The organism is Leptolyngbya sp. FACHB-711, from assembly GCF_014695615.1.
Taxonomy (GTDB): Bacteria; Cyanobacteriota; Cyanobacteriia; order Elainellales; family Elainellaceae; genus Leptolyngbya_A.
The window spans coordinates 1-10,584 of the sequence record NZ_JACJOR010000564.1 but is presented as its reverse complement, the minus strand read 5'-3'; the positions used below and the strand labels follow the sequence as shown (position 1 = coordinate 10,584).

At 45.5% G+C, this 10,584-nt stretch carries 9 protein-coding genes; 3 read left to right on the top strand and 6 right to left on the bottom strand.

The window, feature by feature from the left end; translation table 11 throughout:
• Positions 1-143: 143 nt before the first annotated feature.
• The 6 genes from H6F80_RS28010 to H6F80_RS27985 all read right to left on the bottom strand — a co-directional run bounded on the left by H6F80_RS28010 (position 144) and on the right by H6F80_RS27985 (position 8,077).
• Positions 144-1,901: a ShlB/FhaC/HecB family hemolysin secretion/activation protein gene (locus H6F80_RS28010; RefSeq protein WP_190794803.1), complete on the bottom strand. Its 1,758-nt coding sequence runs from the start codon at positions 1,899-1,901 to the stop codon at positions 144-146.
• A 696-nt stretch (positions 1,902-2,597) separates the two neighbouring features.
• Complete coding sequence (locus H6F80_RS28005; protein WP_190794802.1) at positions 2,598-2,768, bottom strand: DUF928 domain-containing protein; 171 nt, start codon at positions 2,766-2,768, stop codon at positions 2,598-2,600.
• A gap of 226 nt (positions 2,769-2,994) precedes the next feature.
• Entirely contained in the window at positions 2,995-3,258 is a 264-nt protein-coding gene (locus tag H6F80_RS28000) for a hypothetical protein (RefSeq protein ID WP_190794801.1), read from the bottom strand.
• Positions 3,259-3,282: 24 nt separating this feature from the next.
• Positions 3,283-5,826 carry a CHASE2 domain-containing protein gene (locus tag H6F80_RS27995; protein ID WP_190794800.1) on the bottom strand — a complete coding sequence of 848 codons (2,544 nt, stop codon included), beginning with the start codon at positions 5,824-5,826 and terminating at the stop codon, positions 3,283-3,285.
• A gap of 29 nt (positions 5,827-5,855) precedes the next feature.
• Positions 5,856-6,803 carry a DUF1822 family protein gene (locus tag H6F80_RS27990; protein WP_190794799.1) on the bottom strand — a complete coding sequence of 316 codons (948 nt, stop codon included), beginning with the start codon at positions 6,801-6,803 and terminating at the stop codon, positions 5,856-5,858.
• Between the two features lie 59 nt (positions 6,804-6,862).
• Positions 6,863-8,077: a hypothetical protein gene (locus tag H6F80_RS27985; RefSeq protein WP_190794798.1), complete on the bottom strand. Its 1,215-nt coding sequence runs from the start codon at positions 8,075-8,077 to the stop codon at positions 6,863-6,865.
• A gap of 323 nt (positions 8,078-8,400) precedes the next feature.
• On the opposite strand from H6F80_RS27985, the gene H6F80_RS27980 reads away from it, so the two are divergent.
• The 3 genes from H6F80_RS27980 to H6F80_RS27970 all read left to right on the top strand — a co-directional run bounded on the left by H6F80_RS27980 (position 8,401) and on the right by H6F80_RS27970 (position 10,464).
• A complete protein-coding gene (locus H6F80_RS27980) occupies positions 8,401-8,826 on the top strand; it encodes a hypothetical protein (protein WP_190794797.1) in 426 nt (141 codons plus the stop codon).
• A gap of 228 nt (positions 8,827-9,054) precedes the next feature.
• Positions 9,055-9,798, top strand: a complete 744-nt coding sequence (locus H6F80_RS27975) for a hypothetical protein (protein ID WP_190794796.1) — start codon at positions 9,055-9,057, stop codon at positions 9,796-9,798.
• A gap of 111 nt (positions 9,799-9,909) precedes the next feature.
• Positions 9,910-10,464: a hypothetical protein gene (locus H6F80_RS27970; protein ID WP_190794795.1), complete on the top strand. Its 555-nt coding sequence runs from the start codon at positions 9,910-9,912 to the stop codon at positions 10,462-10,464.
• Positions 10,465-10,584 lie beyond the last annotated feature (120 nt).

The following is a 10,584-nucleotide window of genomic DNA, read 5'->3' as shown; positions in this document are numbered from 1 at the left end:
GGTTGTACCCGCCATCGGCAAATCGTTAAAACGCTCCTGTCGAAAATCATTCTTATAAAAATCATTTGTAAGCATTACGGGATCTCCTAAAGTGTTGAACTGAATTCCTCTACGACATCAATGATGCCTTTGAACTATATCCATTAAAACGGCGTGTAGAACAGTGAAAAGTAAAATCCGCTCTCTTGCAAAGTTCTGTTCCTAGCGTTATCTGGCACCAGCGGTACTCCCCAATCCAACCGTACTGCAAAATCGTTTCCCTGCTGCCACCTCAAGCCTATTCCCATACTTGCTAATGTATTGGGATGGGGATTTGCTCCATCGCTATTCCATCCTGTTCCCACATCGACAAACGGTATGACCTGCACTGCGTTATTTCGCCCAATTTGGAACAGCAGTACTCGCACTTCTGCCGATAGCAATGCTCCATTATCAGTGAGCAAGAAATCTTGCCGATAACCACGAATACTATTCTGCCCACCTAAACTAAACTGCTCCTGCGACAGCAAGGGGGCATCCGCAACCTGCAAATCCCCGCGTACCAGCAACAGCGTTTCTGGAGTCAGCAATCGGACCCATTGCCCTTGCCCTCGCCATGCCAAAAACTGGCTATCGGGACCTGTTTCATTGATTGTGGAATCGAGCAAATTTAAACCGACACTAAACTGGGAGCGAGCTGCCAGCACATGTTCGTTGCTCCGCTGGGTCCAGTCCTGAAAAAACCGTAGGGCTGAGATGCGAGTCCGCCCTACTTCATCTGCGCCTCGTCCCGGAAACGCCAATGCCCCAGCCCTCGGCGGTGAATATTCCGTCTTACTCTCCTGGCGAGATGCCGTCAGACCCAGGGCTAACTCTTCAGTTGGTGACTGAAATAAGGGCTGGCGCAACGTGACCTCGTAGTAGCGCGAAGCCGATTCAATATTGAGAATATTAAACGGCTCCTCAATCACACGGCTATCAGCGATACCAAAGGCAAGCCTGAGTGTTCCGTTACGAGGGTTTAGTGGAATGCTGTAGCTAGCATCAACCTGATTACTGCCGTCTGTATTGGCATAACTGATGCTGAGTCCATCCCCAAATCCTAGCAGATTGGCTTCACCCACCTGCACCTGTCGCCGGAAGCTGCCCACGCTGGGCGATCGGTTGTTATCAACTGAAAGGGTTGCACTAAACGTATCGGCTTCCTCGACAGTTACTACAAGCCGATTGGTTCCTGGACGAATTCCGGCTTGCAGGTCGGCTGAAATACTTTGAATCAGTGGGTCAAGCTGAAGTAGCCGTAATCCATTGAGCAACCGATTGACATTTAAGGGTGTAGTTGCCGCCAATGCTACCCGATCGCGCACGTAAGCACGCTGCAATCGCCGCAATCCCTCCACTACGATTCCGTTTTCTTCGACTCCGCCTTCTACCACCTGAAACTTGATGATGCCACCTGTAGAAGTTTGAGGTGGCAGAATGGCTCCTGAAGTAATGTAGCCCCGGCAGGTATAGTACTCCGTGATGGCAGATCTGGCTCTTAAGATTTCGGTAAACGAAAGCAAAAGCGGCGGTTCAAGTCCTATGTTGGTTCCCTCAACGTCTGGACAATCTTTTGGTTGCTCTGCAATTTGAGTAGTCAAAGTTCCGAGCGCAGCTCGTTTAGCCACTTCTGCCAGTACGTCAGCATCAAAAACAGTACTGCCCTCTACTTGAAACGCTCGCACCTCGATTCTGTCCGGCACTTCTTCAGTAGATGGCTCAACTTGGGGTAGCTCTTGCAGATTAGGTAAGAGTTCATCTGAGGACGGTAGCTGCGGTAAAGGTTGAGCAGGTAAGGGTTCTTCTGGAAGGGGTTGACGTGGAACTTCTGGAGATTGATTCTGAGCTAGCACAGTCTGGGGACTTTGAACCAGCAGCAAAGGATTAACCAAAGAGTTGCGACCAGCCCACGAAAGTCTTTCAGTAACGGTTTGTGGTTGAGTAATTTGCTGGCTTGATGAAATCGATGTTGAGTGAGTATCCACGGAGACGATCTCAGCTTGAGGAAAGGGTAATGCGATTGTGCTAGTACTGAACATCGCTAGAATAGTGAGCACTGCTAAATCCTCTCTTCCGATTCACCCTAGATACTTGAATCACTCACTCCGCCTTGTAAATCGAAATGACAACAGAACCTGGCTGCCTTGTAACTCCAGCAGAACCCTAACAACTCTTTAATGGATGAGTGGCAATCCGAAACTTAATATGTAGATATCAATCTGTAAGCACCAATTTTGAAATTAGTGTCCTTTTTCCTTTCAGTGAAAACCATTAGAACCTTGCCAAAATTTTATATTCCTAATTTATTCATTGGTGTAAAGCCTTGATAAAGATTAATTGTGCTTCAACAAATGCAGATTAAGTAATGATGGATAGTGCATCAAATAGTGGTGGGGTAGGTAACAAGGTCGTGCCACGTCCAAGGCTTTTGGGCTAATCCTGCTCGTTGCGCTGCTGTAGTCTTCAATGGTACTGTCAACTTAACCAGAAAAATTTAAGAATAAGCACGATAGTCGCTGGCAAGTTGGAATCACAGGATTATGCGGCAGGTTTCAACCCAACAATCTCTTGCCAATCTAGGGCACGTAAAACCAGAAAGTCGGATGCTCTGCTGTCGTCACACCACCGACATAGATAGCGGTTGGAGTCTGGGAAGTATCTTGGGTAGATGGAGCCAGAGCAATGAGGGGGAGCTGAGTGGCAGGACATTCTCCTCTTCGTCCGCCACCATGTGTGCGCAATGCCACTTAGTTTTTAGATTGGAGGTTGTTGCGAGCGACTTCCCTGGGAACCATTAATATCGGGTATTTTCGTTTCTGAGGTTTGACTGAGCGTGGTTCTGATGGTTTATGTTTAGCCCGGTATATCTTGTAATACTTGAAATCATCCAAAAACTTGTCTAACCTCTCACTGTCACTTTCATAGAATAAGCTTAGTGCATTTGCCTCTATTGCTTCTAAAGCACGAGAGAAACTAATACAGCGAGGACTGAGATTCAATTACTGGGCTGAAAGCTTCATAGTAGCCGCTTATTAGCAATCCTAATTCAAAAACTAAGTGGCATTGACCATGTGTGCGTCCTGGTGCTTGTCCATCTTTATAGGAGGCATTCTGAACACTGGCAACTGCTGTAAGCTGCGGCATGATCGTCAAAACAGAAGTACAGCAAGAAGTCACGATCGCTAAAGTAGCAGTGGTCTTAAAAATGGGTTGGATCGCAGCACGAACGAAGTTCATAGGCATCATAAGAGCAGAAGAGTGTTAACGAGATTTAAACGTTGAAAAAATTGCTGTAATGCTACTCGAGATGATGAAAGCGAGAAGAGCAGGAACAAACGGTAACCAATCGCCGGTCAATAGAATGCAAAAACATAAGACCCATAGACTAATAGAAGCGAAAACAGTCGTAAATACAAGATAAATGAGCAATCTTTTGATATTTTTACATTTACTCAATTGCCAGGTTAAGATACTGCTAAGAAATGACCAAACGAATGTCCAAATGAAAACTGCTCTAGGAGACCAAGCCCATAACAAGGGACGCTGATCTAACGCTGCACTAATCAACTGGCTGACCATATGGGCATGAATCTTGACTCCTGGAATTTGCTTCTCTGACTCCAAGCTGTAGGGTGTATCCCAGAAATCATCACCTGGCGCAGTGACTCCAATCAGCACAATCTTATCTTTAATATACGCAGGATTAATTTGCGTCTGAGGATCTAACAGCTCTCCCATTGAAATGTGGATTGCGGGTTCTGGCGTAGCTCGATAGTTCAACAATATTTGGCTCACGCCCTTATCAGCAGCTTTAAGAAACTGATACCCTCCCTGACGCGATCGCAAACTCTGAAATGTCCGGCTACCCAGTTGCAAATCATCATAGGGCGTAATTTGTGCTGTAATCCCTTGCTGCCGGAGATAGGCAAAGGCAATACTTGCGCTGAACGACTGTACTGCCCGACAAGGCATTGTAGAACGCTGTTTGAGCGGAATCATCTGCAAAAGCTGGCGGCGTAAAACCTGATCATCATCCTTCTGAAAATCAGAGAACGCAGTCCGATCGGCTGGAACTTCTGGTGGTGGATCGATCGTTGGAATTTCAGCATCCCAAAAATCTCCTGCTTTGCAAGCTGCAATAATCGGCTGCTGACGTAGATACGCTGCTAATTCAGGTTGATCCGGCAACACTGCAAAATCTCGATAAATATCTAAACCAATCACATGCGGCTGATATGGCAACAAAACATCGAGGATTCGTTTTAGCGAGTGATCAGACAGGGAAACATCAAATGTCTGATTGTAGGTTTGAGCAGACGTGGATACTCGCTGCATGGGTTCATTGCGCTGCTTTTGCGCTTGAATATCTGCTTCTGTGACTTCCACAATCAAAATGCGAGGATCTGGACGTTCTGGAGGCCGCCGTACCATCATCTGATCTAAGGCTTTCAGTTCTAAAAGCTGCAAAACCCCCGATGCTTGGACACCAGTCAGCATTAAGGTTGTGATGATGCTAATGATTAAAACAGCTCGAAATGCTCGTTTCGCTGGAAGGAAATGCAGCCATTGGAAGAGAGAAAGTGAACGAGCAGCAAACGGATTAGCCGAGGGTGGAGCGACAGAAAATAACAAACTGGAAGTTGAAGAAATTGCTGTTGTAGAAGACGGTATGGAGAACGCTGCAGGAGATACTGAAGATGCTGCAGAACGGTCATTTTGTCCTAAAAGATTAGTCCAGGTTGGAGGAATTTCAACAGGGTTCTGAAAAATGACAGGCAGCCATCCGGCACAGGGAAATTCTCGCTCCCATGCTTCCTGCAATCGCTCTCTTGCTCGTCTGACGGATAAATAAAAGGGTTGTCCCCCTGCGTAATCTCTCAACAAATACTTCAAAAAAGCCTGAGCAACGCGATCGGGGATCGGCTGTCGCATGACAATCAATTGCGGTAGGTGGAGTGGCTCTAGCTCATAGGCAAGTCCTAAGCCATCACAGGAATTAAAAATTGCCAGTTTTAACCCATGCGCGATCGATTGCCTCAATCCCAGTTTCAAATCTTCAATGGAAAGGCTCTCTTGCGGATTAATAAAAATGCGTCCCTGGTTCGCTTCAGTACGGCTGTGTCCGGCAAAAAACAAAACATTCCAGCGTTGCTCCCAAAGCTGCTGACTGATCTCCGAGAGCGATGGCTCCACCAGAAATTCAACCATTGCACCTGGAAGATTTTCTAGAATTTGGCGATCGTGTTCTATATCGATTCCGCTACTATCTCCTAAGATGGCTAGAATGCGAACACCTTCTGAAGTAGAAGGTTGACTGACATTGCGTCGACTGATTGGCGTACCAAATGCCACTTCTGCGTGAGTATAGTCTTCCACGAAATCCCAGTGATGCCAGGGTAGGTGATGAAGTCGTTGATCGTGGGTGCGAATAAGGACGCGGATGGATTCATGGGGACTCAATATCGTTCGCAAGCATTTATCGATTGCCGAAAAGGACGCTGATCCGAACCAGAACCGGAGCTCTTGCGTTAATGCTTCAGCCGCCTGACGGCAAATTTCAATTTGTTCTCCATAATTGAGTGCACCAAGCTGAGTTGAGGCATTCTTAAGCACAATGCGTGTGAATCGGGAGAGTTTGCGGTAGTCTTGCTGCCACTGCTCTAACTGAGTTGCTAAATTTTGGGCTGGAGGTAACCTTCCAGATTGTTCCACAAAATATAGCTCACCTTCCACACCGATTTCGAGCGTGACCTGAAAGCCCTGCTCTAGATTTCCATCTAGCTTGAGAACAACTCGCTTGCTCATGGAGAGCATCCTAATTAGATCACGAAGGATTAGATCACAAAAGTTTCAATAATTTGTCGATTGCTGACCGTTAGCTCAATCTTAAACTGTTCTCCAAGCTGACCTAAAAATTGAAGCTGGATTGCCTCCGAAAGCGCCGCTCGATTTTGCCAGATTTCCTCATCCGTTTCATTCAGCAGCCTGGCTTGAATTTCGCGCGGTAGATGAGTTAGATTGCCCGTCGGGCGAAGTTGCACCTCAATCTCTATCTCATCTGAAGCGGATGGCGTGATTTCAACGAACAAAGCAAGTTGCTCAGCACCCGGTTGCGCACCAAAATCGAGTAGCTTAACGCGGCGAATCGGCTCTACGTTGTTGGGCGAGTGATGTTGTCTCCAGGCAGGCGTCAACGGTGGTGCAGCAAAGACGGACTCGATCGTCTGCCAAACCTGATCGAATTGACCCTGTAACCACTGGCTCAGTTGAACAGGTGGTGTGAAGGAGGCTGGGGCATTTATGTTTATAATTGTTGCTTTTGCTCGAAGTTGGCTGAGATAAGTTGGAAGCTCATCGATCGAGCGCAGTTGATTAAAAGGAGTTTCTATGGTGTTCACTTGCTCGACAAATCCTAAGATTTCAGCTTCATCTAGATCACGATTAATTTGAATCGCAATATAGCCAACTCGATCTGCCCAAACTTCCTCCGGCACATAAACAAAGGATGTATCAGGTGATACAAATCGGCATTCTAAGCGACCGATCGATTTCACCGTTAGATCTGCAACATTCATCAAGGTTTGCGTTATAAAATCCTGGCTATCACTTGCTTTCCAGTCTGTATCAAAGCCTAAACATTTCACATAATAATCAACGGCGTAGATGGCTAGCGTATTCAGGTAAACCTGTTCTGATTTCTGCCAATCTGTATGAGGTTGGCACCGGCTTTCTGCCAGATCATGGGCGGTGCGCCCTAGCGGAATACTGAAAGTAGAAAGCATTGCAGTTTGAGTTTGAGGTAGCATTATTTGTAAACCTTATTATGACGCTTGTAACACCATTACTCTTGTAATGCCTGACGAATTGCGGGTGCGAGTTTCTCAATCGATCGCTGATAGAAATTACTCAGTGTTGCAAGCTTCACGCCGTAAGCCTCAGACATTGCTTGCCAGGAAATCCCGTTGAGATAGGATAAGCCGACTTCTCTTAAGGTAATATCAGGACGATCGCGCATTGTTCGCTGCCTTAATAGCGCTTGCGGATCACGCTCAAAATAGCGTCTGAGTTGTTCTGCTAGGGAAGGAGTATGCTCTTCCTGGGGAACTGCTTCCAGCATTTCAGCCGCTACATTTTGGATTAGCTTGGGAGGGGAAGACACGAGCATTGTTGCCAGATTAAATAGGGTTTGATGCTCTAGGTCAGGATATTTTTCTAGAAACTGAGATAGATTGAGGTGAGTGATCAATAGCCATAATTGTTGCAGTAGAGCAGCGAGATTCAAAACCTTTTCTTTTGGAAGTAAAGTTTTTAGATGCAAGTTTTTTAGATGTAATCTCAGGCAGTCGATCAAGCAGCTCAGTAAAGCAGTTGATTGTATCTGATAAGATTGCTTCTTCAATTTCATATCGCGTAGATGAGCTTGGATTTGCTGCTTCATTCGAATGACTCTTCCCTTGGCTCCTTGAGTATAGGGATCTTCCTGTTGTTGCTGTACCCTGCGTGCCACCATATCGAGACGAAAGTTGACCCATTTCATAAAGTCACCTCGTTCAGCACTGTAGCTTTTCAGATTTTGACAAACCCATAGCAAAGTTTCATTCACCGCGTCTTCATACGCATCAAATGGTAAGCGATTGATCTGTGCCAGCTTATCCGATAGCCGAATGGCTTTCACCAATTCTTGTCTGCCGTATAGCCATGTCTCTGTACCCTCAGCACATCCTTGTATTTCAATTGCAAGTTGCTGTAGCCGTTGACGATCGAGAACAACTCGATAAGCATCATTCAGCAGCGCTCTGATCCATTCTCGTATCGGTGTGCGGACAGGATTATAATCGACGATCGCCTGCTCAACGCTTTGGTGAAGGTGAGTTCGTAACGCTTGCAAGATTTCCAGAGAAATACTGAATGCGATCGCCTTGGAAGTGGAGCGGCTCACCTGGCGGAACCTGAGAATCTGCTCAACAAAGTTAGCAATTTCAGAGTTCGCCTGCTCTGGTGAAAGCTGTTTAACCCGAAGTACGAATTGTTGAAGTTGGTTGTCGTCTATCAGCATTGCTCAGATATCTGGAGACTCTGGTTGTTAATCTCTCTATTTTGGCTTTTTTCTACATCGTTACAAAACTTAATTTTGATTTTATTTTTAGCGTTTGTATAAAACCTGCCCTGATGGATCGATTACTTGAGTGAAGGGCAGCGGAAAAGCGTTAGATGACAATCTGCCAGACCTTCTAAGACCACCAACCACACAAGTTTTGATGCTGAACATTCTTTAAAGACATGGTGAATCGCGTCTCTACAGAATTGTGAACTGCTCAAAACCAATGTGGTGAACGATAACTCTCTCTTTCCTCATTAGATATATAAGGAGCAAACCTCATGATGCGTTACTCTTCTCAAATTGTTTTGGCTGCACTCCTAGCACTTCCTTTTGCAGGAGCGATCGCCAGCTTTCCATCTGGAATCGAAGCGGCACAAGCTGCAAACCGAGTCCAGCTTTCTGTAAGCCCTGGTCAATCCCGCTATCCTCGTGGCACTGATGTACGGGTTACAACGAAGGTACTGGGTAATAATAGCAGACCTATCGCAGGCGCACCTCTGTTGATCCAGGAAATTTTCTTCAACTCCGCTCGTCAACGCACAGAGCAGCGCACCATTACCAGCACCACAACGAATCATGAGGGTGCTTTCACGTTAAACTATCGTGTTCCTGAAGATCCCAATAAGGATAAGGTAACTCTGGTCTTTGTGAATCCTGTTGCAAACGGCGGTTCAAATTCTTGGGTCATTCCAATCGGTCGATAAGCTAAAAATTTAGCTAGTCTGTTTTTAATGCTCATTGAGGTTTGAGGGGAAACACTCAACAAGTACTTGATTAAAAGCATCAGTGATTGCAGGTATCAGTCTTGGACTCAGTGTTTCTCATCTCAATCCGGCTGTATCTATCTTGACTTCCTTCAAGAAGATGCTGCAACTTATCGCCGCAAGCTTAAAGCAAGGGTTCATAACACGGGTTGATCTGGAGCAACAATCATGAAGATGAACTGGAAAGCATTCGGTCTGGCAGTATGGATTGGAATGACAGGGATTGTGAGTCCCGCAAATGCAAATGGGGATGGAATCGATCTCAGTGTCGTCATTAAAAATAATTCCACCCAGGTTTTTACAGAAATAGACTCTCCAACGGAAGCTCTCAATGGTGATTTCAATCCAGAGAGCATTGATCTATCGTCTTTACCTGAAGATTATGTGTTTCCTCCAGGTGATTATCAATCGGGTGTCAATCTTGCTAAAACGGACTTGGACAAACTCACCGGAATCCATATTTTTGTAGATGGGCAGGGACAATGGACAAAGCGAGCAGACAATCTCTACGTTCGAGTGCTTGTTAAGCGAAATAATCCCTCGCTTGGCATAATGCAATGGCATGTGACTCGCCAAGCTCAACCAACTCAAATGAAAGATTTGAAGAGTTACGGAACTCGCTCAGATCCTTCCTTACCATCGAAATTCTGGCAGAGGCGGCTTGATGAAGCAGTAATTCGTTTGCTTGAGGAACTGCATCTTGGGTTGGAGGAGTATTCGACATACTCACAGATGATCAATGCCAACACTTCTACCTGGGATGGGGACATTCAAGTTACAAAACAGAAAATTACATCACTTCAGGAAACTAGCATCATTCAACCATCTAGTTCAGTTATGAAAGGCAATCGCGCTACCCTCAAGATTAACAATTTTTGGTTTCTCTGCAAGTACCAGTGTAAGGAGAGCTAGTCATTTTTAGGTTCTAGATCACATAGATGGGTTTTCCTGTTCTGATAATCCATCTAATTCACAATGATGTTGATTGTTTTGATAAAACTTTGATTGAGAAGGAGAAAAGATATGTTGAACAAGTACAAACTCTTAGTTGTTGCTGGAGTGTCTTCAATTATCTCACTTGGGTTTGCTCAAATGCCTGCATCTGCCGATCCATTATCAGGACTCACCAATATGTTAAACACAATCAATAGAGCTGTCGGTAGTGTTGACTCAACTGTACAGCAGCTTGACGGTACTGTGAAAAACGTCAGTGGCACGGTTGATAACTTAACTCGTACATTAGGATTGCAATCAAGGGGATCTGGAGGTTCTGTGAGTGAGGCAGACACGACCAAGCAGATCTTGGATATTTACCAGGAATGGTACAAGCAACTGAATCCTCCAGAGCAGGAAATTATTTCATGGCTGGTGATGGAATTTGCTCGCGGTCGAGAAGTCACTTTTGACACGATTTCGAGTACCGAGTGGTTTCAACAAAAGCCACTTCAGGAGCAGCAACTCATTGGTTCTCTGGTCTTTAAACTAAATGAAATTACAAAGGCATCTGCTAATGAAAAGGATCGTTTTTTGACTTACGCATTTTGTGTCAATAGCGGCAGTTCAAATTGTAATCCCTAAGTTCTACGCTCTGTGCTGCACTAACAATGCCAAGCAAAAGAAGCCAGTGCTATCACTCTTGGCAATGTCATCACCTTTTCTAAGGACAAGGTAGAAATCCGATCGTCACACGGCAAATAC

Excerpts from the sequence above, each read along its gene's own strand:
- H6F80_RS28000 (WP_190794801.1), bottom strand. The coding sequence starts at position 3,258 with ATGAACTTCGTTCGTGCTGCGATCCAACCCATTTTTAAGACCACTGCT.
- H6F80_RS27995 (WP_190794800.1), bottom strand. The coding sequence starts at position 5,826 with ATGAGCAAGCGAGTTGTTCTCAAGCTAGATGGAAATCTAGAGCAGGGC.
- H6F80_RS27990 (WP_190794799.1), bottom strand. The coding sequence starts at position 6,803 with ATGCTTTCTACTTTCAGTATTCCGCTAGGGCGCACCGCCCATGATCTG.
- H6F80_RS27985 (WP_190794798.1), bottom strand. The coding sequence starts at position 8,077 with ATGCTGATAGACGACAACCAACTTCAACAATTCGTACTTCGGGTTAAA.
- H6F80_RS27980 (WP_190794797.1), top strand. The coding sequence starts at position 8,401 with ATGATGCGTTACTCTTCTCAAATTGTTTTGGCTGCACTCCTAGCACTT.
- H6F80_RS27975 (WP_190794796.1), top strand. The coding sequence starts at position 9,055 with ATGAAGATGAACTGGAAAGCATTCGGTCTGGCAGTATGGATTGGAATG.
- H6F80_RS27970 (WP_190794795.1), top strand. The coding sequence starts at position 9,910 with ATGTTGAACAAGTACAAACTCTTAGTTGTTGCTGGAGTGTCTTCAATT.